Genomic DNA, 24,232 nt, shown 5'->3' on the forward strand with positions numbered 1-24,232 from the left:
TATCCAAGGTTTCCTGCGATGCGCGCCCTGTCCCTGGTTGGCGGTTTCCTGGCTGCCGGCTCCCTGCTCGCCGTCGTGACTGCAGTCCCGGCTCTTTCGGCTCCGGCGGACACTCCCCCGCCGGAGGCCGCCGCTCCCGAGGCGGCAGCGCCCGGCTGCGAGGCGGCGGCGACGCCCACTGCGCAGCTGATGTGCGGCGATGCGAAGCTGGCGGCGGCCGGTGCGGCGATGGATGCGGCGCTGGCGGCCCTTGGCGCCACCACCGACGACAGCGGCCGTGCGGCGATCGAGGACAGCCAGACCGTCTGGCGGGCAAAGCGGGACGAGACCTGCCCGGTGACCGCGGCCGATCTGGCCGACGCAAAATTGGCAAAGACGCGCGCGGATTGTCTGGCGCGTGTCATCCGCAAGCGCACGGTGGCGCTGGAGGCGGAGCGGCAGTCCCGGTCCCGGCCGGTCGGCGATCTGCCGCTGTCCGTCACCGGCGCCGCGGCCCGCCGGTTCGCCGCGCCCCAGCCGCCGGTGCCGCCGATCAGCCGCAAGGTCTCGCTGGAGACTCTGGCCGGCCGCTGGGCAAAGACCGATCCGGCCGACCGCACCGCCATCGACGATTGCCGAAGCTCCTATCTGGACATCGGCACCGACCGCAGCCTCCATGCCGTGGAGCCGCGGCTGCAGCTCTTCCCGCTGGATGGCACCCTGGCGGCCGACGGCGACCCCGTGCAGGGGGTGGCGCTTCTGCCGGCGGCTCCGTCGGAAGGGGCTCAAGCCCAGGCGGCGGCACCGCTGGCGACCCTGCGGCTTCTGCCGGCTGATTCGCCACGGTTCGACCGGCTGATCCTGCGTATGGAGCCGCCTGCCAGCTTTGCGGCGGAATTCGTCCGCTGCCGTTAAAGCCGTGACACGAGAAAACGCACGGTTATCGACAACCGCTCCCCCGGTGGCAGGGCGATGACGCCGGCGCCGGGTTCCTGCGGACGGTTCAGCGCGTCGGTCATGTGGGTGACCGGCTCCAGGCACAGATAGGGTTCGCCGGGCGGGGCGTAGACGATCAGGTGCCCGACCGGCCCGTCGGCCAGCATGGTCAGGCGCAGCCGCTCGCGCGGGCGGTCGAGCGTCGCGGAGCCATTCCAGCCGGTGAAGCCGTTGTCCAGCGCCACATGGTCCATGGTCACGCCATGGCGGAAGTCCCAGGCGGCAGGCACCGGGCGATTCCGGCAGGGCAGGATGGTGTCGTCATTCTCCCAGACGGTTTGGACGTCGGCGGTCACGCTGCTGTCCGGCGACCTGACCAGATAGGGGTGCAGCCCCAGCCCGGCCGGCATGTCGCTGTCCGAGTCGTTGATGAGGTCGAGCGTGATGCTCAGCCCTTCGCCGTCCAGCGCCACCGTCTGCGCCGCGCGATAGCTCCAGGGCCAGTCGTCGGCCCGGTGGGCGAAGCCCATGCGCAGGGCATCGTCGGCGACGGCCTCCACGCTCCAGGGGGATGACCAGCCATGGCCGTGGATGCGGTGGGGTGATCCGGGATCGGTGGCGAGCACGACCTCCCGGCCCTGGAAAATGAACCGGCCACCGCCGATGCGGTTGGAAAAGGGAACCAGCGGGAAACAGGCCATGTCCGGGGCGAAATTTCCGGCCAGCGCGCCGTCGGAGGCCCGCCGGAACAGCTCGACCGGGCCATCGGCGGTGGACAGGCTCCAACTCGCCAGCGAACCGCCGCATTGGGGGGCCGCGGTGAGCGTCATCGGTCCGTGCCGCAACGCAATGATGGTGCCCGTCCGGATCATGCGTTTCTCCCATCGTCGGCGTCCCGATTCTTATCGCACATGCGAAAGCCGAAGAAAACGGTCGCCGCCGGCAAGGCGCCGGCTGCCTCGACGCTGACACAGTTCACCTGTTTTTGTCGAAAAATGTGGGTATCGTACACTCGTCATTTACCCTCCTTGCGCGACGATGCCCGTCCGGCACCGCTCCCCGGCGGGTGCGGAATGCCGGTTGTATCGACAACGCGGAAGGGCCGCCGGTGTTGCAGCCCGGCCGCGCAATCCGTCCCGTCCAGGAAAGGCCCGGAGTGTCCACTCCCCAACTCAGCCGCGCGATGCCGACTCCGTCGTCGGCCATGGCCACGCTCGACGAGATGGAGCCGTGCGACTCGCTGCCGGACTACCACGCGCTTCCGGCACGGCTGGTGATCGGCACGGTGCTGCGGTCGTACCTGGACCCGTTGTTCCTGATCCCGACGGAACTGATCCACCTCGCGAAGCCGCTGAAAGCCTGTCTGGAACAGGGGACGCTGATCGAGGCGGCCCTGAGCAAGGTCGCGGCAGCCCAGGCGCGTGCGCCGGGACAGGAGCAGCAGACGCGCAAGCGCGCCATCCGCGCCGCGGTGGACGAAAGCTGGACCAAGGCGCGCGCCGCCCAGACCGCCTTCGCCGCCATGCCGCGCGGCCGCAAGCCGGTGGACTGGCTGCTCTCCCAGGGGGCCAAGACCCCCACCGGCGATGCGGAGTACGACCTGCGTGTGGCCATTGCCCTTGAATTGGTGGAGATAAAGAGCTGGAACGGCAAGCTGGACCGCCTGCTCGAACTGCACCAGTGGGATAGGGACGAGCGGCTGGCCGCTGCGGTCGATGGGGTGATCGGCGACGTCCTGGCCTCCGCCGCCGCCGGGGCGGAGCTGTTCGGAATCAATCTGCTGCCGGGAACGCTGCTGTCCACCCTCTGCGACATGCTGTTCGGCCGCATCGGCATGGAGGCCATCGGGCCGAACCGCGTCGGCGTGCTGAACGCCCTGTTCCGCCAGGGCAAGCTGCCCCATGCGAAGGCCGCCGTCCTCGACCGCATCCGCCGCCAGTTGAAGGCACCCCAGCCAATGGGCCGCGGCGCCTTCGACCAGGAGGCGGAGATGCTGAAGACGCTGGTCGGGCATCTGCTGACCCGCGACGGGCTGGTCGGCGGTGCGGCCATGGCCGACGCGCTGACCGTCCGCTACTCGCGCCGGCTGGAGCAGGGCGGGGCCAGTGCCTATCGCCGCTCCATCATCGGAATGGGCGAAGGGCAATCGGACCTGATCTGCCGTATCCATTACTTGACCCGTGTCGCGGCTGTCCCGGCCGCCGAACGGCATGCCGACGAGATCCTCGCGTCGCTCGACGCGGCGGTCTGCAACGAGTTGCTGATCGAGAACATGCTGGTGCAGACGCCGGACACCGCCTTGCTGGAGCGCGATTTCGCCCGCGCACTGGCGGCCATCCGCGCCGCGCCGCTGCCGGCGGACGCCTGTGAGCGGATCGCTGAACGGGCCGAGCGCGCAGTCGACGGTTTCGTGAAGACCGGGCAGCTCGCGGTTCGTCTGAAGCAGGTGGAACCGGTCCTGCGCCGCCGCACCGTCCGGCTGGCGGAGGTCGCCTGTTCCGGCCTGATCCGTGAGGATGGTGCCCTGCCGCTGATGCGCCAGCACATCCTGGAAATCGTCCGCCAGCCGCAATTCCAGGCCGAACTCGCCCAGCCCGAAAGCGAAGTCGCCCAGGCGGAGGTGAGAAGGCTGCTGGAACTGCTGGATCGGCTGCGCCAGATGGCGACCGCGCCCGCACCCCCACCTGTTTTGCCGCCCGCTCCGCCGGCCACCGTGGAAGTGGCGCCTCCACCGTCCCGGGCGGTTCGCAGCGCCGACACAATTCTTCATCCGGCCAGCCAGCCACGGGGTGCGGCCGGCCCCATCCCCGTTGTTACCGACGATACGGCGGGGCTGTGCCCAAGCTGCTATTCCGCGAAAGGACGGTCGGAGACCTGCGGCGCCTGCGGCTTCCCGGCCCAATCGGACAACCGGCCGGGCGTGCATCTGGTGCCGGGGACGCTGCTGCATGGCCGCTACCGAGCCGGGCGCGTGCTGGGGCAGGGTGGGTTCGGCGCCACCTATCTGGGATGGGACGACCGGCTGCAGGTGAAGGTGGCCATCAAGGAATACTATCCATCCAACCTGATCTCCCGCGTTCCCAACGCCGCCGCCGTCTCCCCCTTCTCCGACGAGCATGCGGAGACCTTCGCCGCCGGCCTCGCCAAGTTCCTGGAGGAGGCGCGGACGCTCGCCCGCCTGCGCGACGTGCGCGAGATCGTCGGCATCCAGGATTTCTTCGAAGAGAACGCCACCGCCTATCTGGTCATGGAGCTGCTGGAAGGCCGCACCATGAAGAAATATCTCGCTGACTGCGGCGGCCGGATCGATGTGAAGCGGACGCTGTCAGTGGTGATGCCGATCGCCAAGGCGCTGCAGGCCATCCACGAGCAGGGATTGATCCACCGCGACATCAGTCCGGACAACATCTTCCTGACCAACGGCGGCGACCGCAAATTGCTGGATTTCGGCGCCGCAAGGCAGACCGCCCGCCCAGGGGCCGGCATGACTGTGATCCTCAAGCCGGGCTACGCCCCGCCGGAGCAATATTCCAACGATGGGCGGCAGGGTCCCTGGTCGGACGTCTATGCACTCTGCGCCACGATCTATCTGGCACTGACCGGCCGCACCCCACCCGATGCGACCGCACGCTTCATGAACGACAAGGTGCCGAAACCGTCCGAACTGGGCGTGGCGCTGGCCCCCGGATTCGAGAAGGTGCTGCTGTCCGGGCTGGCCATGCGCTGGCAGGACCGGCCGCAATCGATGAAGGATCTGCTGCGCGCCATGACCAATTCGCTGGCCGGCGGTTGACGGACTGAAATCGGCGCCAAGAAAAAAGGGGACCGGCGCACCGGTCCCCCTTTCCCTGAAAGGCTGCGGAGGCGACGTTACTTGACGTCGGCCGCGACCTGCATCTTGATGATCTTGTCCGGGTCGGTGACCTGTCCGTTGCGGGACTGGCTGCCCTTCTTGATCATGTCGACGAACTCCATGCCCTCGACCACGCGGCCCCAGACGGTGTACTGGCGGTCCAGGAACTGGGACGGAGCGAAGCAGATGAAGAACTGGCTGTCGGCGCTGTCCGGATCCTGGGCGCGGGCCATCGACAGGGTGCCGCGGATGTGCGGAGCGCTGGAGAACTCGGCCTTCAGCTTCTTGCCGGAGCCGCCCATGCCGGTGCCGGTCGGGTCGCCGGTCTGGGCCATGAAGCCGTCGATGACGCGGTGGAAAACGACGCCGTCATAGAAGCCCTGGCGGGTCAGTTCCTTGATGCGGGCGACGTGGTTCGGCGCCAGGTCGGGCCGCAGTTCGATCACCACGCGACCGTCCTTCAGGTCGAGGTAAATGGTGTTTTCCGGATCCAAGGCCTTCGCCTCCCCTTGAGAAACTGTAAAGAACGAGACAGTGAAGATTGTGGCGAAAAGCGCCGCCAGCAATGCGCGGGTCCACCGCTTCATGCGAAACACTCCGATGAGCCGAAATCCGCGCCCCGGACCATAGGGGAAAAGCGCGGGAATGCAAAGCCGCGCTGGCGGGGATGGCGATCCGCCAAAAGTCACGGATGACGGCCACTCGTCCGGGTGTTCATCCGGACATGGACGTGGCATGCCGGTCATGACGGGACGTTGGGAAAGGACAGGGGCTTGAAGCTGGGACGGGCGATAGCCGGCACGGTGGCGGTCACGGTCACGCTGGCCGTGGTCGGGCTGGGCGGTGCGATCCTGGCCGGTCCGGCGCTGATCGGCGGGACGGCGACGCAGACCTTGCGCGATGCCGGCTTCACCGAAGCCGCGGTGACCGTCACCGGCCTGCGCATCGCCGATGGTTGGCGCGGCCTGCGGCTGGAGTTCGCCGCCGACAGTGGCCCGCTGGAGGCCGCGGCCAAGACGCTCGACCTGCCGATGTCGGGACGCGTGACGCTGTCCGGCGCGCTGGTGGTTGGGATGGACGGCGGCGCGGTGACCGTCGCCCCCGTCGGCTGCCTGCCCGCCAAGGCGGAACGGCTCACGGTCGCCGGGCAGCCGCTTGGCCTGCCGCAGGGGGCGACGCTGTGTCCGGTGGGGGAAACCCCGCTCCTGCGCCGGTCGCCCGATGCGATGACGATCACGGCGGAGCTGCAGGCGCCGCGCCTGGAGGCCCCGGCCAGTGACCTGCGCGCCGACAAGGTCGTGCTGCGGCTGGCCCAGGACGGCGGCGGTCGGCGGGCGGACGCCGTGGTCGCGCAATTGACCAACACCGCCAAGCCCGCGCCCGTCGTCCCGCTGGCCGTCACAATGCAGGCGGTGCAGGCAGGGCAGGGGCCATGGGCGATCGCCGGCACCGCCAAGGGCGCGAACGGCCTCCTCACCGTCACGCTCGACGGCACCTATGACCAGACCGCCGGCGCCGGAAAGCTGGAGGCGGTGGCGAAGCCGTTCCGCCTTGCTGCCGATGGCCCCGGTCTCGCAGCCGTTTCGCCGCTCGCTGCGACCTTCCTGGAAAAGGCGTCGGGCACCCTGTCGGGCAAGGCGACGGTCGCTTTGACCGCGAAGGGCATGACCACGGCCGGACAGGCGGTGGTGAAGGAGCTTGCCGGTGCCGCCGGGCCGGTGACCGTCGCCGGGGTCAGCGGCACCATTGCCTTGTCCAGCCTGTCGCCGCCGGTGATCCCGGACGGGCAGAAGCTGTCCATCGGCCTGCTGGACGTCGGCATTCCGCTGACCGACGGCACGCTGCTGTTCGGCTATGGTCGTGACGGGCGGCTGGATGTGGACCGGGCGGAATGGAACTGGGCCGGCGGCCTTCTGCGCGCCGACCCGTTCGAGCTGTCGCCCGAGAAGCCCAAAGGGCGGGTCACCCTGCATGCCGACCGGATCGACGCCGCCAAGCTGCTGAACCTGATCGCCGTCGACGGACTGGCGGCCAATGGCACGCTTGCCGGCACCCTGCCGGTGGTGTTCGCCGGCGATAAGGTGACAATCGACGGCGGCGTTCTCGAATCGGCCGGTCCCGGCACCCTGCGCTACGACCCGGCCAAGCCGCCGCCCGCCCTGAAGGGGGAGGAGGGCAGCCCGACCGCCATGCTGATGGGGGCGCTGACCGATTTCCATTACGACACGCTGCGGATCACCATCGACGGGCAGGCCGGCGGCGAACTCAGCGCCGGCTTCTCGCTGCGCGGATCGAACCCGTCATTCTACGATGGCTATCCGGTCGCGCTTAACCTTAAGCTGTCCGGCGCGCTCGACCGGATTCTGCGCCAGAACCTCGACGTCTACCGGATCCCCGACACGCTGCGGGACCGGATGACCGGCTTCGACCAGAAGGACCCTTGACCGCCATTATGCTTACCAGATTCCCATCCACCGGCCTTGCGGCTGCTCTGCTGATTTCGGCCGCCGCTGCCGCCTGCGCCCCGACGGTGAAGATCGAAGCGCCCGACAAGCCCATCGAGATCAACCTGAACGTCCGGATCGAGCAGGAGGTGCGGGTCAAGCTGGAGCGCGACGTCGACGACGCCATCCGCAACGACCCCGCCCTGTTCGGCCTGCCCGCCGACTCCACGACCTCTTCCACGAAGGGGAAGAAGTGATGAAGACCGATTCCATCAGCCGCCGCCGTTTCAACCGGCTCGCCCTGTCCGCGCTGGCCGCCGGACTGCTGGTGTCCGCCATGCCGCAGCTGGCCTTGGCGCAGGATGCGCTGGCCGCCGCCAAGGCCGCCGGCCAGTTGGGCGAGCGTCCCGACGGCATGGTCGGCGTCGTCCCCGGTGCGCCGGCCTCGGCCCAGGCGCTGGCGCAGCAGGTGAACGCCCAGCGCCTCGCCCGCTATCAGGAGATCGCCAAGGGCAACGGCACGGCTCTGGACAAGGTCCAGGCGGTGGCCGGCCAGCAGTTGATCGAGCGCACCCCGGCCGGCCAGTTCGTGATGACCGCCGCGGGCCAGTGGCAGCGCAAGTGACCTCCGTATCCGTGTCCGGCCAACGCGCCGTCGCCGACCTGCGCCGCCGTCTGGCCGGCAAGCCCGGCGACGGCGCGCTGCTGTCGGCCCTGTTCTCGGCCCTGGACACGCTGGGTCAGGCCGGCACGCCGGAGGAGGCGGTCGCCCGCTCCAACCTCGGCGAGGCGTTGCGGCGCCAGGGCCGCCTTGCGGAAGCGGAATCGCATCACCGCAAGGCCTTGGCTTGGCTGCCCGATTTCGGCGGCAACCATTACAACTGGGGCGTGACCCTGCAGGCGCTCGGCCGACCAGCGGAAGCCGCAGCGGCCTATGGCGAGGCTGCCCGGCTGATGCCGCAGTTCGCCCCCGCCCCCTGCAACCAGGGCGTCCTGCTGCGCGAGCTTGGCCTGCTGGACGAGGCGGAACCTGCCCTGCGCCGGGCTCTGGAGCTTGATCCGACCCTGGTGCCCGCCCGGCTGGCCCTGGCCGCCCTCCACCGTGACCGCGGTGACCTGGACAGCGCCGCCGCCGGCTTTCGTGCCTGCCTCAGCCTGCGGCCCGATCTGGCGGAGGTGCAGGCGAACCTTGCTCTGACGCTGAAGGAACGCGGGCAGCGCGGCGGCCCGGCGGAAGACGGCGCGGCGAGCATCGTCGGCTTCGAACGCGCGCTCCGCATCGGCCTGCCCGACGCCGGCGGGGTGCTGGCCCAGCTGGTTCAGCAGCGTCGCCATCTCTGTCGCTGGGACGGGTTGACCGCTCTGTCGGGCAGGCTGGTTGAGCTGGTGCGGGAGGGGCGGACGCAGCAGGCCCATCCCTGGATCTTCCTCGGCGAAGGGGCGGGACCGGCGCTGGAGCGCGCCTGCGCCGAACGCTATGCCGCCTGGAAGACGCGCGGCATCCGCACCGCTTTTCCGACCCACACCGACCGCGGATCGAAGCTGCGCATCGGCTATCTCTCCGCCGACTTCCATGAACATGCGACCGCGGTTCTGATCGCCGAACTGATCGAGCGGCACGACCGCGAGCGTTTCGAGATCGTCGGCTGCTCCTATGGTCCCGATGACGGCGGCCCGTTGCGTCGGCGGCTGGTCGCCGGGTTCGACCGCTTCATCGACCTGTCCGCCATGACGGACGGGGAGGCGGCCGGCCTGATCCACGAGGCCGGCATCGACATCCTGATCGACCTCAAGGGCCACACCCAGAACGCCCGCCCCGGCATCGCCGCCCATCGGCCGGCGCCGATACAGGTGCAGTGGCTGGGCTATCCGGGCACGCTGGGCTGCCCCGCCATCGACTACGTCATCGCCGATCCGGTGGTGGCTCCGGCCGATCACCAGCGCTTCTACAGCGAGCGCATCGTCCATCTGCCCGGCAGCTACCAGCCGAACGACCGCAAGCGCGCCATCGGCCCGGTGCCGGCCCGCGCCGACTGCGGGCTTCCCGACGACGGCGTGGTCTTCTGTGCCTTCAACGCCTCCTACAAGATCGGCCCCGAGCTGTTCGGCCGCTGGTGCCGGATTCTGGATCGCGTTCCAGGCTCGGTGCTATGGCTGCTGGAAGGACCGGCGGAGGTCGCGGTCAACCTCCGGCGTGCGGCAACGGAGCGGGGGGTGGCACCGGAGCGGCTGGTCTTCGCCCCGCGCCTGCCGGGTCCAGCACATCTGGCCCGCCACCGGCTGGCCGACCTGTTTCTCGATTCGAGCCCTGTCGGCGCCCACACCACGGCGAGCGACGCGCTGTGGGCCGGCCTGCCGGTGCTGACGGTCCTTGGCCGCTCCTTCGCCGGGCGGGTGGCCGCCAGCCTGCTGCACGCGGTCGGATTGCCGGAACTGGCGGTGTCGGACCGGGAGGCGTACGAGGCGACGGCGCGGCGTCTGGCCGGGCAGCCCGCCGAACTGGCGGCATTGAAGCTGCGGCTGGAGCAGGCGCGGGGCACCGCGCCGCTGTTCGACACCGGCCGCTTCGCCCGGTCCATCGAAGCGGCCTACGCCACGATGTGGGATATCCACGCAGGTGGAGAGTCGCCGCGCGGGTTCGCCGTTCCGCCTCAGGGATAGGCGCAGCGGTCGCCCGTGACCTCCACGAAGGAGCGCTGGGAGGCGGCGATCGTGAAGCGGTACTCGCTGTTGTCGACCACCAGCGACTGGTGCAGCGGCAGCACGCCGCTGACGGTCGTGCCCTTGCCGCCGATGCCGGTGATGCGGATGGTCACCGGCTGGCCCGGATCGAACCAGCTTTCGGCATTGCCCTGCGCATTGTGGGCCGACTGCCCTTCGCCGGTGACGGTCACGGTGCCGTTGCCGAAGGTCACGCCGCGCGTGCCGCCCTTCATCAGCGGGGTGGTCAGCGTGAACCGCTTGGTGTCGGTCGGCTGGCAGTTGCGTGGAATCTGAGCCTGCGAGATGACGAAGGCGAGACGGTTGGCGTCCAGGCCGCCTTTCAGGCGTTCGGACACCAGTTGCGTCAGCTTGGCGAGGTCGCCGGTCGGCACCTCGCGCTGCAGCCGGCCTTCCAGCTCGCCGACGCGCGCCTCCGCGGTGCGGGCGGCGTGCTGCATCTGGCTGGCCAGCAGTTCCAGCTCGGCCTTCTGGCGCGACAGGGTGGCGATCTCCTCCCGCAGGGTGACGTCGCGGCCTTTCAGCTGCTCGATCCCCATCTGGTAGGAAAACAACCCGACACCGAGCACCAGTGCCGCCAGCAGCACGAACTTGATCACGCCGGCCCGCATGCGTTTGCGGTAGCGTCTTTCGTAGTCGTAACGTCCCAGGGTCATGATTCCGGTCGCGGCGGGCTGTCTCGTCGGGCGTTAATGGCTAACGGCAACGGCCAAGGGATGCAACCCCCTGGCCGTCGGTGACCGCCGCCTTTTCCCACCGATCCGCGCTTACTGGTTGGCCGAACTGCCGCCCAGGAAGCTGGCGTTGATGCCGGGGCTCTTGAACTCGCCGACATTCTTGAAGACCAGACGGAAGAAGATGGTGTTGCCGTCCTTCTCGCCGGTCGTGCTGACGGTGTAGTCGCGGCGCGCGATGGTCTGGAAGACCAGGCATTCGTCGGAATAGGACAGCACGGCAAGGCTGGAGCGCGGACCCGGCTGCGGTTCCATCGCCTGGGTGTGGCTGACGCCCAGGCTCCAGTAATCGGTGAACTGCGACGACGCCCCGAAGCTTGCCTGCTCCACCCGGTTGCGGGTGACCGCGTTGCGCGCGGTGGTCTGGTCGACATAGGTGTAGGAGGTCGACAGCCGCAGAAGCGGCACGCCGGCCGTCGCGTTCAGCGAGTGGCGGCGCGGACGGAAGGTCTCGTGGTCGACGCGGAAGCCGTAATTGACGTCCAGCCAGTCGGCGGGCTGCAGGTCCAGGCGGCCGACATAGTCGGAAACCCGCTCTTCCAGGCCGGAATCGCCGGTGAAGCCGACATTGCTGTCGGTCAGGCGGATGCTCTGGCCCAGGAACAGGCTGGCCGACCCCTGGCTATTGCCGTAGATCGCCGTGCGCAGGCCGTAGGTGAAGCGCATGCCGTCGTCCAGCCGGTCGATGCCGGTGAAGCGATTGGGCTGCAGCAGGTTCACGTCGTCGAACTCGACGTCCAGGCTGTCTTCATTCGGGAAGACGCGGCCGTTCGGCAGCTTCGGCGCGAAGGTCAGCTGGCCGATCGGCTCGACCAATTGGGACGAGCTTTCGCCATAGCGGACGAACGGATAGCGGACGGTGGCCTGCCCCTGCGGGAAGAAGCGGAAGCGGCTGATGTTGTCGTTACCGCGAGTCGTCGGATCCGCAGTGTTGAACTGCTGCGCGGTATAGCCGGCGACCAGCACGCTGCCCGACAGGGTGGTGACGAAGCCGGCGTTGGAGACGATGTTGCGCTCCCACCCCGGCTGCGCCATGAAGCGCTGCGTGTCCGGGCCGGCATTCTTGAAGCGCGACACCGCCAGCAGGCTGGTATCGAACGACCAGCGGCCGCCCAGCAGGCTGCCCGGCTCGCCCAGCGCGTTGTACTGTGCATAGGGCAGAGCGACCGGCTCGGGAACGGAGTTCCCGTACCGCATGTCCTGGAAGCTGTAGCCGGTGATCGCCGCATAGTTCCGGCCGCGGAAGCCCTCCACGTAGGCCTTGCTGGTCAGGTAATCTTCGCGGAAATCGTAATAGCGGCGCAGGAAGGTCGGGTCGCTGGCCCGCTTCACATCGAAGCCGGCGCGCCAGGTCTCGTCGATGTCGAACAGGCCGCGCGCCGCGACATAGCCGCGGGTGCGCGTTTCCTTCGGCACGATGGTGGTGTTGGCCACGTCGCCGCGGGTGATCGCGCCTTCCAGTTCCAGCCGCCCGCTCTCAAACCGCTTGCGGTACTGGCCGCCGAGCAGCGGCCCCTGCTGCGAGTAGTAATGCAGGTCGAAGGTGGCGTCCTGGTCCGGCGCGATGTCCCAGTAGTAATGGGTCTTGAGGATCGCGCCGAGATTGGAGTTGTTGCCGAAGGATGGCGTCAGGAAGCCGCTCTTGCGGTCCACCGACGGATCGGGATGCGACAGATAGGGCGTGTAGGCGACGGGGATCCCGAAGATCTCCATCGTGGCGTCCTTGTAGCGGACCTCGTGCTCCTCGTTGTCGTGAACGATGCGCACGGCGCGGATCTGCCACAGCGGCGGACGGGTCGGGTCTTCCTTGCACAGGTCGCAAGGGCTGTAGACGCCGCGGTTGACGCGCGTCAGGCGGCCCTCGCGCCGCTCGCCCTCATTGCCGGCCATGCGGCCGTTGTCGGTCATCAGGACGCGGATGTTCTCGATGAACACGTCCTTCAGATTGTCGGTCAGTTCGGCATAATCGGCGAAGATGATGTCGCCCGACGGCTCCACCAGCCGGATCTTGCCAGTGGCGGTGACGACCTTGGTCTTCTGGTTGTAGGTGATCTTGTCGGCGCGGACGCTGCGCTTGCCCTGCGCAAGCTCCACATTGCCGCTGGCGGTGACGACGCTGTTCACCTCGTCGAAGGTGACCTGATCGGCGGTCAGCAGGACCGGTTCCTGCTTGGACGCGGTACCGGTAGCGTTTCCCTGAGCGGCGTTCCCCTGGGTTGCGCTTCCCTGCACGGCCGCGGCACCCGGCTTCGTTCCCGGAGCCCGAGTCGCGGGCGATTGGGCGTTCGCCGAATCCGGAATGGCCAGATCCACGACGGCAATCCCGCAAGTCACCATAAGCCCGACGATGCCGGAGCGCATGATGAGGGAGGCGGCGGTCGGAGCTTTGGCGCGGGCGCGCCGGGAGACGTGCTTGGGCATGGCTGAACGATTGGGGGAAGCGAAAGCCCAAGTCAACGGTTTCAGAGCCCTTCGGCGGGCAATGTCACCGTGTCGCCATGCGCCCTGTGGCAGCACTGCCGCAGCCGCCGCGGCCCGATGGGCGGCGACGGCTGCGGCACTTCATCCGATATCTCTCAAACGACCCGGAAGTTCTTGAACTGCCAGGGGTCATCCTCGTCGATGTCCTCAGGGAACAGGACATTGCGGTCCTGCAGCGGCGTCCAGTCGCCATAGGCGCCGACCACCTCGCCGAGATAGGGGGTGGCTATGTCCAGCACCCGGCGGAAGTCCACCTCGTCCGGTTCCACGAGGCCCCGATTCGGGTTCTCCAGCGTCCAGACGATGCCGCCCAGAACGGTGGAAGTCACCTGCATCGAGGTCGCGTTGTTGTAGGGCGCCAGCGACCGCGCCGTGTCGATGTCGAGCCGCGAGCCGTACCAGTAGGCGCCCTTGGGATGGCCCATCAGCAGCACGCCCAGCTCGTCCATGCCGCCGGAGATCTCGTGCAGCATCAGCCGCTGTTCGGCCTGCATGTTGTAGTTCTTGCCGACCAGTTCGTGCAGCGACATCACCGCGTCGTCGCAGGGATGATAGGCATAGTGGCAGGTCGGGCGGTAGACGACGGTGTCGCCCTCGCGCACGGTGAAATAGTCGGAGATCGAGATCGACTCGCTGTGGGTGATGAGGAAGCCGTGGAACGGCCCCTCCAGCGGGGTCCAGGTGCGCACGCGGGTGGCCGCGCCCGGCCGCATCAGATAGATGGCGGAGTCGCAGCCGAACTCGTGGCGCCGGCCGTCGGGCGGCAGGCCCTTCTCATGCGTGCCCCAGCCGAGCTCGGCCGGCTGGCAGCCCTCGCCGACGAAGCCGTCGATCGACCAGGTGTTGACGAACTCGCCGATCTGCTTGGGCTGGTTCGACACCTGGGTGTCGCGCTCCGCCACATGGATGGTCTTGATCCCCAACTTCTGCGCCAGCCGTCCCCAGCCGTCGCGGTCGGTGGGGACATCGGTCTCGACGCCGGTATCGGCGGCGATGTTCAGCAGCGCCTGCTTGACGAAATGCGACACCAGACCCGGATTCGCCCCATGGGTGATCAACGCGGTCGGGCCGCCTTCGAAACGGCGGCGCAGCGCCAGCGCCGATTCGCGCAGCGCATAGTTGGAGCGCAGCGACGGCGACAGGTTGGAATCGGTGTAGCCGCCCGCCCACGGTTCGGTGCAGGTGTCGGTGTAGAAGGCGCCGACCCGCTGGCAGAATTCGATCAGCGCGATCGACGACACGTCGACTGACAGATTGACCAGGAAATCGCCCTTGTCGATCAGCGGCTTCAGAACCTGGAAGAAATTGTCGTTGTCCAGCGGGTTGTTGTGGAAGGCGACGCCGTAAAGCTCCGCCTCCTCCCGTCCGCGCTCCTCGGCGGTGACGATGGTGATTCGGTCGGCCGTAAGTCCGTCGATGTGACGGAGAAGCAGCGGCAAGACACCCTGGCCGATCGAACCGAATCCAACGATGACCATGCGGCCTGTGAACGTGCAGAGCTTCGTGTCCAGGGCCATGATTTTTTGTCTCCCCGAGGTAGTTTAGGCCAACGACATAGCCCGACGCTCCCGCCCACTTCGGAGAAGAGGAATCGGGATGCGCCGGGCCACTGAATGTTACGGATGTCTTTACGCTTTATCCACGGAAAACCGGCTTCATTTTCAGGCCGCGCAGGAGCGCAGCTCGTAGCCGGGGGTGGCGAGCAGCGGCGCGTCCGACACTTCGACGACCCGCGCCTGATCGAAACCGTTGAAGGCGGTGCGCAGGCAGGAGCCATAGGCGCCGAGCTGCCCCAGCTCGATCCAGTCGCCGGCCTTTACGTCGGCCGGCAGATGGAAGGGGCCGGCCATCTTGTCGGCGCTGTCGCAGGTCGGGCCGTAGAAGCTGAAGGCTTCGCTCTCGGTGTCGGTCATCGCCTCGAACGGGCGGATCAGCCGTGCCGGGAAGCGGAAGCCGGGCACGCCGGCATCCGACAGGGCACCATAGACGCCGTCGTTGATGAACAGCTGGGCTCCACGCCGCTTGACCACCTGCACCACCAGCGAGACGCCGGGGGCGACTAGCGCGCGGCCGGGCTCGCACCACAGGCGGCAGTGCGCCGGCAGGTCGATGGCGGCGATCCCGCGGGCGATGGCGGCCATGAAATCGCCGAGCGGCGGCGGGGTGACGCCCGGATAGGACACCGGGAAGCCGCCGCCGACGTCCAGCACGTCGATGGCGACGCCGCTCTCCGCGATGACGCGGCCGGCCAGCGCAATGGCGCGCTCGTAGGCCGACGGATCGAGCATCTGCGAGCCGACATGAAAGGACAGCCCGACCTTCGGCGCGACGGCGCGCGCGGCGCGCAGCAGGTCCACCGCATCGGCCGTGGCGGCGCCGAACTTGCCCGACAGGTCGTAGACCGCGTTGCCCTTCGGCAGCGCCAGCCGCACGACGAGGCCGAGGTCGGCGGCACCGTCCGTCTCCGCCAGGATCTTGTCCAGCTCTTCCCGGCTGTCGAGCACGAAGTCGCGGACGCCATACTGGTGGTAGGCATTGCGGATGGCCTGACGGCCCTTGACCGGGTGCATGTAATGCAGGACGGCATCCGGGAACATCTGGCGGATCAGGCGGATCTCACCGGGGGAGGCGACGTCGAAATGGCGCACGCCGCCGGCCCACAGGGCGCGCAGAACCGCCGGCTCCGGGTTGCACTTCACGGCATACAGAACGTCGCCGCCACGGCTGACCGCATCGGTCGCACCGGCGAAAGCCGTCAGGAAGCTGCCGGCGGTGTCGGCCAGCACGCCGGGGCGGATGCAGTGCATCGGCTCTTCCGGGCGGTGCAGGGCGACGGCCTGGGTCACGGTCGAGCGGCGGCCGGTGGACAGCGAAACGGCGCTGCTGTCGTTCAGGCCGACGCGGCGGAGCGGGGTGACGGCGGAACGGGAACGCAGGAAACCCATGGCGCACTCCTATCCCCGGACGGCGGCGTGCAGGCCGGCCCGGTGAGCAGACGGCGATTCCCGGCCACGTCACGAACCGGCCAGCACAGGGCTCGGGCGCGGGTGGCGCAGTGGAATCGGCGATTGATCGGATTTTTGGAAAGGGGGGAGACGGAAATAGCCGGTGCGAGCAGCGGCCCCGGGCTGTGAAGCTCCAGGCAACAGCGCGTCGTTTACCGGCTAAAGGGCTACCGTCTCACAGCCCCGCCGTGGGCAGCGTACATACTGACCTCCCTCTCGGGACCGGCCCACTGGAATGGCCGGTTCTGCCAAAAAGGACGCGGTACGTCGTAGCATAACCACAGAGGGCCATAGGCACGTGCGGGTGCGTCGTGTCGATTGATTTACGCTTTTCCGCCCGTGATTCAAGTGAATTTTTTGGGACGGAAATGGGGCGGAGTCAGGCCGCCTCCACAGCTTCCGGTTCGAAAAGCGGGAAACGCGCGGCGATGGTGTCGCCGGTCGGCGTTGCCACCCAGCCGTCGGGCCGGCTGAAGAAGCGGATGGTGGTAAAGCGCGGCCGCGGCCCCATGTCGAACCAGTGCGGCGTGCCGGCAGGAATGCTCAGCAGGTCACCCGCCTCGCACACCACGCGGAAGACGCGGCGGTCAAGATGGATGTAGAAGGCGCCCGTGCCCTCCACGAAGAACCGCGCCTCGTCCTCGTCATGGGTGTGTTCGTACAGGAACTTTGCGCGCAGGGCCTCGACACCGTCGGTCTTGGGAGTGACGCGAACCACGTCCACGGTGCAGAAGCGGCGGCCAACCTTCAGCCGGTCGATGGACGCGGCATAGGCCCGCTGCACGGCGTCGCCATCGGCGGAGGCGGGCAGGGGCGCGTCGGCGGTCCAGCGTTCGTACAGGATGCCGATATGGGCCAGATGGCCGGCCATCAGCGCCAGTTCGGAGGTGCGGAGTTCCGGCCGGCGGGCATCGCTTTCCAGATAGACGGTCAGGTTACTCAACGCGCGCCCTCCTGCCGATCGAACCCCTACAGCCTGAGGCGCGGGAAAGCGCAACGCAATAAGGCGAATCGCTGGCGCGACCGTTCGCCGCGCCGTCAGCGGCTGCGCTGCAGCCCGGCCGTCACACCCACCGCGATCAGGATCAACAGCCCGACGAAGGCGGCGACCCCGGTCCAGCCGAAGCCGTGCCAGAACAGCCCGCCCAGCGTTCCGGCGACCGTGGACCCCAAATAGTAGCAGAACAGATAGATCGACGAGGCCTGCCCGCGCGCCACCGCCGCCCGCCGGCCGATCCAGGCCGACACGATGGAATGGGCGCCGAAGAAGGCGAAGGTGAACAGTGCGATGCCGGGGGCGATGGCGAACAGGCTGTCGATCTCCATCATTGCCAGTCCGGCGACCATCAGCGCCACCGCCGCCGCCAGCGTGCGGTTCGATCCGAATCGCCCCGACCAGCCGCCGAACAGCGGCGAGCTGACCACGCCGAAGCTGTAGACCAGGAAGACCGCACCGACGATGGCCGGCCGCAGCTCGAACGGCGGTTCACTCAGGCGAAAGCCGATATAGTTGAAGACGGTGACGAAGCCGCCCATCAGCAGGAAGCCGAGCGAGAACAGACCGAGCAGCGCCGGGTCGGTCAGCAGCCCGCGCCACGCCCGCACCAGCGCCGGCAGCCCGGCGGCGCGGCGGACGAAATGGCGCGACGGCGGCAGGGCGAGCCAGACGGTGACGGCGGCCGCCACCGCCAGCGCCCCCACCACCCCCACCGCCAGCCTCCAGGTTCCGAGATCGGTGACGACGGCGGTCAGCACCCGGCCGGACATCCCGCCGATGGCGGTTCCGCCGATATAGAGCCCCATGGCGACGCCGGCCGATTTCGGATCGACCTCTTCGGAGACATAGGCCATCGCCACCGCCGGCAGGCCGCTCAAGGCCAACCCCTCCAGTGCGCGCACCGCGAGGAATCCGTGCCAGCCCGGCATCAGCGCGCCGATGATTCCGAGGATGCCGGCGCCGAGCAATGCCGCCACCATCACCGGCTTGCGCCCGATCCCGTCGGAGATGGCGCCCGCCACCAGCAGCGCCACAGCCAGCACGCCGGTGGTCAGCGACAGCGACAGGCTGGATTCGGCCGGCGTCACCCCGAACTCTTGCACGAACTCCGGCAGCAGCGGCTGTACGCAGTAAAGCGTGGCGAAGGTGGAGAAGCCGGCGACGAACAGGATGCGGCTGGCACGGCGATATGCGGGGGTGCCGGCCTGCAGATAGGCGGTTTCCGCATCGGCCTGGGCACCGGTCTCGATCTCGTCGCGCACGCGCTCGGCTCCGTTTTTCTGGCATTGGCGCCGTCCATTGCGGCGCACAATAGACATTGCCCTGTCGTGCCCGTCGGTTCCAACAACAGCCGGGGCGCAGCCGCCATGCCGTTTGCGCAGATCCATATGGACCGTGTGGATGGACGGGCTTGCACTGGACCTTGGCGGGGTCGCGCCGTATAACCAATCCCCCACCCAATTCGTTGATTGTTCGAGCCATGCACGACCTTCGCGCCATCCGTGAGAATCCCGAAGCCTTCGACCGCGGCCTTGGCCGCCGGGGATTGGCGCCGATGTCGTCCTCCGTGCTCGACCTCGACGGCCGCCGTCGCGCCGCGCAGACCCAGATGCAGGAGATGCAGGCCCGCCGGAACGAGGCGGCGAAGGAAATCGGCCTCGCCAAGCGCGAAGGCCGCGATGCCCAGCCGATCCTGGACGAGATGGCGACCCTGAAGGAGCGCCTGCCCCAGGTCGAGGAGGAGGAGCGCGCGCTCGGCGCCGAACTCGACGCGATCCTGGCCGGCCTGCCCAACATCCCGGCCGACGACGTGCCGGACGGGCCGGACGAAACCGCCAACGTCGAGGTCCGCCGCTGGGGCACCCCGCCCGACATCGCCAACCCCAAGCAGCATTACGAGCTGGGCGAAGCGCTGGGCCTGATGGACTTCGAGGCGGCGGCCCGCATGTCCGGCGCCCGCTTCACCGTGCTGAAGGGCGGTCTGGCCCGGCTGGAACGCGCGCTCGCCGACTTCATGCTGGACATCCACACGTCCGAGCATGGCTTCACCGAGATCGCGCCGCCGCTGATGGTCCGCGACAACGCCCTGTTCGGCACCGGCCAGCTGCCGAAATTCGAGGAGGATCTGTTCAAGACCACCTCGACCGACCATTACCTGATCCCGACCAGCGAGGTTCCGCTGACCAATCTGGTCAACGACCAGATCGTGGCGTCTGAGGAGCTGCCGCTGCGCTACACCGCGCTGACCCCCTGCTTCCGCGCCGAAGCCGGCTCGGCCGGGCGTGACACCCGCGGCATGATCCGCCAGCACCAGTTTTGGAAGGTGGAGATGGTCGCCATCACCACGCCGGAACAGTCGGAGGACGAGCACCAGCGCATGACCCGCTGTGCCGAGACGATCCTGGAACGGCTGGGTCTGCCCTACCGCACCATCGTCCTGTGCACCGGCGACATGGGCTTCTCCTCGCGCAAGACCTATGACGTCGAGGTCTGGCTGCCCGGTCAGAACGCCTACCGCGAGATCTCCAGCATCTCCAATTGCGGAGATTTCCAGGCGCGGCGGATGAAAGCCCGTTGCAGGCCGAAGGGCGAGAAGCAAACTCAATTCGTGCACACCCTCAATGGATCGGGTGTGGCGGTCGGGCGCTGCCTGATCGCGGTGCTGGAGAACTACCAGCAGCCCGACGGTTCGATCCTGGTTCCCGAAGCGCTCCGTCCCTACATGCGCGGAGTGGAGAGGATTTCCATCTGATGTTCGACCTGCCGCTCGACCTGTCCCGGACACGCATCCTCGTCACCAACGACGACGGCATCCATGCGCAGGGATTGAAGGTCCTGGAAGCCATCGCGCGCGAACTGTCCGACGACGTCTGGGTCGTCGCGCCGGAGATGGAGCAGTCGGCGGCCAGCCATTCGCTGACCATCAACCGGCCGCTGCGCCTGCGCAAGCTGGACGAACGCCGCTTCACCGTCGACGGAACGCCGACCGATTGCGTGTTGCTGGCGGTCAACCATGTGATGAAGGACGCCCGTCCGACGCTGGTGCTGTCCGGCGTCAACCAGGGCTCCAACATCGGCGAGGACGTAACCTACTCCGGCACCATCGCCGCGGCGATGGAGGCGACGCTGCTGAACGTCCCCGCCATCGCCATGAGCCAGCATTACGAGCCGGGCCAGCCGATCGACTGGTCCGCCGCCGCCGCCCATGGCGCCGACGTGGTGCGCAAGGCGGTGACGGTGGCCTGGCCGAAGAACGTGCTGCTGAACGTCAACTTCCCGGCCCGCCCGGCTGCGGAGGTGACGGGCATCCAGGTGGTGCGGCACGGCAAGCGCAAGATCGGCGACGAGCTGCTGGAGCGTGTGGACCCGCGCGGCAAGCCCTATATCTGGATCGGCACCCTGCGCGGCGAAGCCGACGTGGCGGACGACACCGACATCCATGTCGTGTTCAACGGCGGCATCTCGGTGACGCCGGTCTATCTCGACCTCACCCACACGCCGACGCTGCAGACGTTGAGGCAGGCCTTCGTGTGACATACAACCCGCGCAAGATCCGCTTGCTGATGGCCCTTCGCGGGGCCGGCGTCACCGACACCAGGGTGTTGGCGGCCATCGAGCGGATCCCGCGCGAGCTGTTCGTTCCGGAAGCCTTCCAGGACCGGGCGTGGGAGGACACGGCGCTGCCGATCGATCTTGGCCAGACCATCAGCCAGCCGCTGGTGGTCGGTCTGATGACCCAGGCGCTGGAGCTGCAGCCGCGGCATCTTGTCCTGGAGGTCGGCACCGGCTCCGGCTATCAGGCGGCCGTGCTGTCGCGGCTCTGCCGCCGGGTCTTCACCATCGAGCGGCTAAAACCGCTCCTGTGCGAGGCGGAGGCGCGGTTCAAGGTGCTCGACATCGGCAACATCACCACGCGGCTCGGCGACGGGACGCGGGGTTGGCCGGAGCAGGCGCCCTTCGCCCGTATACTGGTCACAGCCGCCGGTGGGCCAGAGCCGCCAAAAGACTTGACGGATCAACTCGCCGTTGGTGGTGTCTTGCTCATTCCGTTGGGGGCCGATCACCGCGACCAGAGGGTCGTGCGTTTCCGGCGCTCCGAAGCTGGCCTTACCCGGGAGGACCTGTGGCCCGTCCGTTTCGTTCCGCTGCTGTCCGACCCGCCGCAACCGGTCCGTTCCGCATGAAATCCGCCATGCCCAAGCGCCTGCTGTCCGCCATGGTCCTGTCCACCGCCGTCCTGGCGCTTGGCGCCTGCGAGCGGGTGGGCGGGCTCGCCCCCTTCACCACCGTCTCCGATGTGCCGGATTCGGCCGGCGGCGCCATCACGGTGCAGAAGGGCGACAGCGCCTACAGCCTGTCGCGCCGGTACAACGTGCCGCTGCGCGACCTGATCGAGGCGAACAAGCTGGCGGCGCCCTACCGGCTGGAGGTCGGCCAGCGGCTGGTCCTGCCGACCTCGCGCCAGTACATTGTGCAGAAGGGCGACAGCCTTTACAGCATCTCCCGCATGTACAATGTCGACGTCAGCGAGCTGACGCGGCTGAACAACCTGACGCCGCCCTATGGCGTGAAGGTCGGCCAGCCCCTGCGCCTGCCGGGCGCCAGCGACGGCAGCGGCACCATGGTGGCATCCGGTGGGGTGGCATCCGGCGGCGTGGCGAGTGGCGGTGCCATCTCCCTGACGCCGCAGGGGAACGCGCCGGGTGGCTCTACCGCCGGGCATGGCTCGATCCAGTCGGCCGAACTGCCGCCGCCGGGTGCATCCTCCCCGTCGGGCGGCATCTCGGCCACGCCGCTGTCGCCGCCGTCGAAGCCGGGTGCCGTGCCGGAGCAGTCCGCCCAGCAGACGCCGGCCGCACCGGCCGCCCAGGGTGACACGACCTATCAGCCGGGGCAGGCGCCGACCATGCTGCGCCCGCCCGGCAGCAAGCCGGCTCCGACGCCGATCCCGGCCCCGGCCGCAACCACGCCGCCACCGGCTGCCGCTCCCCAGCAGGAGGTGGCCACTGCCGCGCCGCCGCCCAAGCCGGAGCCGAAGGCCGAAGTCGGCGCTCCGCCACCGCGCGGCAGCGCCCGCTTCCTGTGGCCGGTGAAGGGCAAGCTGATCTCCGGCTTCGGGCCGAAGCCCGACGGGCTGCACAATGACGGCCTGAACATCGCGGCGCCAAAGGGCACCGCGGTGGTCGCCGCCGACAACGGCGTGGTCGCCTACGCCGGCAACGAGCTGCGCGGCTTCGGCAACCTGTTGCTGCTGAAGCATTCCGACGGCTGGATCACCGCCTACGCCCATCTCGACAAGATCGAGGTGGAACGCGGCGCGACGGTGAAGCGGGGGCAGGTGATCGCCCGGGTCGGCCAGACCGGCGGCGTGTCTTCGCCCCAGCTGCATTTCGAACTGCGCAAGGGCAGCCAGGCCGTCGACCCGAGCGACCAGATGGACCGCAAGGTCAGCGAAGGGGCTGCCCGAGGCGACCGGCCAGGTCCTGGATGAACTGCCAGGCCACCCGGCCCGACCGGCTTCCGCGCGTGACCGACCATTCCACGGCCTCCGCGCGCAGCCGGTCCGCCGGGATGTCCAGTCCGAAATGGCGGACATAGCCCTCGATCATCGCGAAGTAGGTATCCTGGTCGCAGTTGTGGAAGCCCAGCCACAGCCCGAAGCGGTCGGACAGCGACACCTTCTCCTCCACCGCCTCGGCCGGATTGATGGCGGTCGACCGCTCGTTCTCGATCATGTCGCGCGGCATCAGGTGGCGGCGGTTCGAGGTGGCGTAGAACACCACATTGTCCGGCCGCCCCTCGATGCCGCCGTCCAGCACCGCCTTCAGCGACTTGTAATGGGCGTCGTCATGGTCGAAGGACAGGTCGTCGCAGAACAGGATGAACCGGCGCGCCTCGCCCTTAAGACGGGTCAGCAGGCGGGGCAGGGTGGGGATGTCCTCCCGGTGGATCTCCACCAGCGCCAGCTCGCCCGGCCGTTCCAGGCAGATGGCGGCGTGGGCCGCCTTGACCAGCGAGCTTTTGCCGGTGCCGCGTGCGCCCCACAGCAGGGCGTTGTTGGCCGGCAGCCCGGCGGCGAAGCGGCGGGTGTTGTCCAGCAGGATCTCCCGCTGCCGCTCGATGCCCTGCAGAAGCATGATGTCGACGCGGTTGACCACCGGCACCGGCTCGAGCCGGTCGGGATCGGGATGCCAGACGAAGGCGTCGGCTGCACCGAAGTCCAGCGGCCGGTCGGGCGGCGGGGCCAGACGCTCCAGCGCCTCGGCGATGCGGGTCAGCAGGGGGAAAAGCGACTGATCTGCACCAGCGCCCATGCCTGAGCTATTGACGGATTGCGACATAATTTTCCGGATATTTTTTCAGGATGTTCCATGGAAAGTGGGCGCCCGCGCAGCCATCTTTCCGACGCCTTCGCACGGTAACACAGCAGGGCAAGCACACAAGCTGTGGCCGCCCCGCGGATTGTGGCGCATCACCATTGCATCCCAGTCATGGGCGGCTATAGTCGCGGCGTCCCGGCGGAACGCCGATTGGGTGCCGAGACCAAACCTGTAAGGAGCTTCCAGATGTTCGTTTCGACGGCTTATGCACAGACGGCGGCCCCGGCTGGCGGCGGCGGTGACATGCTCGTCCAGTTTCTGCCGCTGATCCTGATCTTCGTCGTCTTCTACTTCCTGCTGATCCGTCCGCAGCAGAAGAAGATGAAGGAGCATAAGACCATGCTGTCGGCCATCCGCCGCGGCGACCGCGTCGTGACCGGCGGCGGCATCATCGGCATCGTGACCAAGGTCGGCACCGACGACGAGATCACCGTCGAGATCGCGGAGAACGTGCGCGTGCGCTGCCTGCGCTCCACCGTGAACCTCGTGCTCGCCAAGACCGAACCGGCCGGCAAGTCCGGCGGCGACGCCACCCCGGCCACCGAGGGCGAGGCCAAGCCGGCCGACACCACCGCCGCCGGCGGGATCGGCAAGCTGTTCGGCCGCAAGTAAGCCGCAGCCGGGCCCCTCTTCCGCGGGTCGGCCCGAAGGCGCTTCCCGTCCGGCCCGGCCGTCGTCCGCCCGCAAGCGGCGGACCGGTCG

At 68.4% G+C, this 24,232-nt stretch carries 20 protein-coding genes; 11 read left to right on the top strand and 9 right to left on the bottom strand.

Going from position 1 to position 24,232, the window contains the following annotated elements; genetic code table 11:
- The first annotated feature begins 18 nt into the window (after nucleotides 1-18).
- Nucleotides 19-894 carry a lysozyme inhibitor LprI family protein gene (locus TSO5_RS27460; RefSeq protein ID WP_109154587.1) on the top strand — a complete coding sequence of 292 codons (876 nt, stop codon included), beginning with the start codon at nucleotides 19-21 and terminating at the stop codon, nucleotides 892-894.
- Here TSO5_RS27460 and TSO5_RS27465 read toward each other — a convergent pair.
- On the bottom strand, nucleotides 891-1,787 hold the full coding sequence (locus TSO5_RS27465) for an aldose 1-epimerase (protein WP_109154588.1): 897 nt from the start codon (nucleotides 1,785-1,787) through the stop codon (nucleotides 891-893). The genes TSO5_RS27460 and TSO5_RS27465 overlap by 4 nt on opposite strands.
- A gap of 284 nt (nucleotides 1,788-2,071) precedes the next feature.
- Between TSO5_RS27465 and TSO5_RS27470 the strand changes: the two genes are divergently transcribed.
- Nucleotides 2,072-4,708 (top strand): serine/threonine-protein kinase, encoded by a 2,637-nt coding sequence (locus TSO5_RS27470; protein ID WP_247870992.1) that lies wholly within the window; start codon nucleotides 2,072-2,074, stop codon nucleotides 4,706-4,708.
- Between the two features lie 77 nt (nucleotides 4,709-4,785).
- On the opposite strand, the gene TSO5_RS27475 is transcribed toward TSO5_RS27470, so the two are convergent.
- Entirely contained in the window at nucleotides 4,786-5,355 is a 570-nt protein-coding gene (locus TSO5_RS27475) for a peptidylprolyl isomerase (RefSeq protein ID WP_085089375.1), read from the bottom strand.
- 186 nt (nucleotides 5,356-5,541) lie between these two features.
- Between TSO5_RS27475 and TSO5_RS27480 the strand changes: the two genes are divergently transcribed.
- Genes TSO5_RS27480 through TSO5_RS27495 form a run of 4 tightly spaced genes read left to right on the top strand, consistent with a single transcriptional unit; the run spans nucleotide 5,542 to nucleotide 9,873 of the window.
- The gene (locus TSO5_RS27480; protein ID WP_109154589.1) at nucleotides 5,542-7,212 is read left to right on the top strand and encodes a YdbH domain-containing protein; all 1,671 of its coding nucleotides are present in this window, start codon (nucleotides 5,542-5,544) and stop codon (nucleotides 7,210-7,212) included.
- Between the two features lie 8 nt (nucleotides 7,213-7,220).
- On the top strand, nucleotides 7,221-7,469 hold the full coding sequence (locus TSO5_RS27485) for a YnbE family lipoprotein (RefSeq protein ID WP_109154590.1): 249 nt from the start codon (nucleotides 7,221-7,223) through the stop codon (nucleotides 7,467-7,469).
- Complete coding sequence (locus TSO5_RS27490; protein WP_109154591.1) at nucleotides 7,469-7,837, top strand: YdbL family protein; 369 nt, start codon at nucleotides 7,469-7,471, stop codon at nucleotides 7,835-7,837. The genes TSO5_RS27485 and TSO5_RS27490 overlap by 1 nt, the downstream gene beginning before the upstream one ends.
- 11 nt (nucleotides 7,838-7,848) lie before the next feature.
- The gene (locus TSO5_RS27495) at nucleotides 7,849-9,873 is read left to right on the top strand and encodes a glycosyltransferase family 41 protein (protein ID WP_109154647.1); all 2,025 of its coding nucleotides are present in this window, start codon (nucleotides 7,849-7,851) and stop codon (nucleotides 9,871-9,873) included.
- Here the strand turns inward: TSO5_RS27495 and TSO5_RS27500 are convergent.
- The 6 genes from TSO5_RS27500 to TSO5_RS27525 form a co-directional block, all read right to left on the bottom strand.
- Entirely contained in the window at nucleotides 9,864-10,589 is a 726-nt protein-coding gene (locus TSO5_RS27500) for a hypothetical protein (protein WP_109154592.1), read from the bottom strand. The genes TSO5_RS27495 and TSO5_RS27500 overlap by 10 nt on opposite strands.
- Nucleotides 10,590-10,700: 111 nt before the next feature.
- Nucleotides 10,701-12,899 carry an LPS assembly protein LptD gene (gene lptD, locus TSO5_RS27505; protein ID WP_247870993.1) on the bottom strand — a complete coding sequence of 733 codons (2,199 nt, stop codon included), beginning with the start codon at nucleotides 12,897-12,899 and terminating at the stop codon, nucleotides 10,701-10,703.
- 344 nt (nucleotides 12,900-13,243) lie between these two features.
- Nucleotides 13,244-14,665, bottom strand: a complete 1,422-nt coding sequence (locus TSO5_RS27510) for a saccharopine dehydrogenase C-terminal domain-containing protein (RefSeq protein ID WP_109154594.1) — start codon at nucleotides 14,663-14,665, stop codon at nucleotides 13,244-13,246.
- Nucleotides 14,666-14,809: 144 nt separating this feature from the next.
- Nucleotides 14,810-16,093: a type III PLP-dependent enzyme gene (locus tag TSO5_RS27515; RefSeq protein WP_109154595.1), complete on the bottom strand. Its 1,284-nt coding sequence runs from the start codon at nucleotides 16,091-16,093 to the stop codon at nucleotides 14,810-14,812.
- Nucleotides 16,094-16,532: 439 nt separating this feature from the next.
- Nucleotides 16,533-17,096, bottom strand: a complete 564-nt coding sequence (locus TSO5_RS27520) for a cupin domain-containing protein (RefSeq protein ID WP_109154596.1) — start codon at nucleotides 17,094-17,096, stop codon at nucleotides 16,533-16,535.
- Between the two features lie 95 nt (nucleotides 17,097-17,191).
- Nucleotides 17,192-18,412, bottom strand: a complete 1,221-nt coding sequence (locus tag TSO5_RS27525; RefSeq protein WP_109154597.1) for an MFS transporter — start codon at nucleotides 18,410-18,412, stop codon at nucleotides 17,192-17,194.
- 218 nt (nucleotides 18,413-18,630) lie between these two features.
- Here TSO5_RS27525 and serS point away from each other — a divergent pair, with 218 nt between their 5' ends.
- From serS to TSO5_RS27545, 4 genes are read left to right on the top strand one after another with little or no spacing between them, the layout of a single operon-like run.
- Nucleotides 18,631-19,902, top strand: a complete 1,272-nt coding sequence (gene serS / locus TSO5_RS27530; RefSeq protein ID WP_109154598.1) for a serine--tRNA ligase — start codon at nucleotides 18,631-18,633, stop codon at nucleotides 19,900-19,902.
- Complete coding sequence (surE, locus tag TSO5_RS27535; RefSeq protein ID WP_109154599.1) at nucleotides 19,902-20,684, top strand: 5'/3'-nucleotidase SurE; 783 nt, start codon at nucleotides 19,902-19,904, stop codon at nucleotides 20,682-20,684. The genes serS and surE overlap by 1 nt, the downstream gene beginning before the upstream one ends.
- Nucleotides 20,681-21,334 carry a protein-L-isoaspartate(D-aspartate) O-methyltransferase gene (locus tag TSO5_RS27540; RefSeq protein WP_109154600.1) on the top strand — a complete coding sequence of 218 codons (654 nt, stop codon included), beginning with the start codon at nucleotides 20,681-20,683 and terminating at the stop codon, nucleotides 21,332-21,334. Before surE ends, TSO5_RS27540 begins: the two co-directional genes overlap by 4 nt.
- Nucleotides 21,335-21,342: 8 nt before the next feature.
- Nucleotides 21,343-22,641, top strand: coding sequence for a peptidoglycan DD-metalloendopeptidase family protein (locus TSO5_RS27545; protein ID WP_247870994.1), 1,299 nt, complete (start codon nucleotides 21,343-21,345; stop codon nucleotides 22,639-22,641).
- On the opposite strand, the gene TSO5_RS27550 is transcribed toward TSO5_RS27545, so the two are convergent.
- Nucleotides 22,598-23,464 carry an ATP-binding protein gene (locus TSO5_RS27550; RefSeq protein WP_109154602.1) on the bottom strand — a complete coding sequence of 289 codons (867 nt, stop codon included), beginning with the start codon at nucleotides 23,462-23,464 and terminating at the stop codon, nucleotides 22,598-22,600. The two genes, TSO5_RS27545 and TSO5_RS27550, sit on opposite strands and share 44 nt — an antisense overlap.
- Before the next feature lie 252 nt (nucleotides 23,465-23,716).
- On the opposite strand from TSO5_RS27550, the gene yajC reads away from it, so the two are divergent.
- The gene (gene yajC, locus TSO5_RS27555) at nucleotides 23,717-24,142 is read left to right on the top strand and encodes a preprotein translocase subunit YajC (RefSeq protein WP_109154603.1); all 426 of its coding nucleotides are present in this window, start codon (nucleotides 23,717-23,719) and stop codon (nucleotides 24,140-24,142) included.
- Nucleotides 24,143-24,232: the final 90 nt, after the last annotated feature.

The organism is Azospirillum sp. TSO5, from assembly GCF_003116065.1.
Taxonomy (GTDB): domain Bacteria; phylum Pseudomonadota; class Alphaproteobacteria; order Azospirillales; family Azospirillaceae; genus Azospirillum.